The organism is Chryseobacterium sp. SIMBA_038, from assembly GCF_046535115.1.
Lineage (GTDB): Bacteria > Bacteroidota > Bacteroidia > Flavobacteriales > Weeksellaceae > Chryseobacterium.
In genome coordinates, this window is the sequence record NZ_JAWRXH010000276.1 from 1 (window position 1) to 258 (window position 258).

At 33.3% G+C, this 258-nt stretch carries 1 protein-coding gene; it reads right to left on the reverse strand.

Annotated elements, in window-relative coordinates; all coding sequences use genetic code 11:
• Positions 1–22: 22 nt before the first annotated feature.
• Positions 23–258 (reverse strand): MerC family mercury resistance protein (locus SB689_RS23540; protein WP_410694463.1); only part of this gene is annotated, 236 nt, incomplete at its 5' end.

The following is a 258-nucleotide window of genomic DNA, read 5'->3' on the forward strand; positions in this document are numbered from 1 at the left end:
GAAGTTTTTTCGTCATGTATTCTTAATGTTTATGATTTTTAAAGTTGATGATATGCCCTGCGATTAAACCTACAGCTCCAACGTATATCAATGGAAGATGGATTTCAAATAGTAAATCTGTAAAGACTGAAATTGAAATCATAAGAATAGAAGCCCAAAACAAAACTGCTAGCCAACGATTGGCCATATGTCTTGTTATTCTAAAAACAACCAAGGCTCCAATAACAAGAAAAGCCAAATCAACATAAGGATTATGCG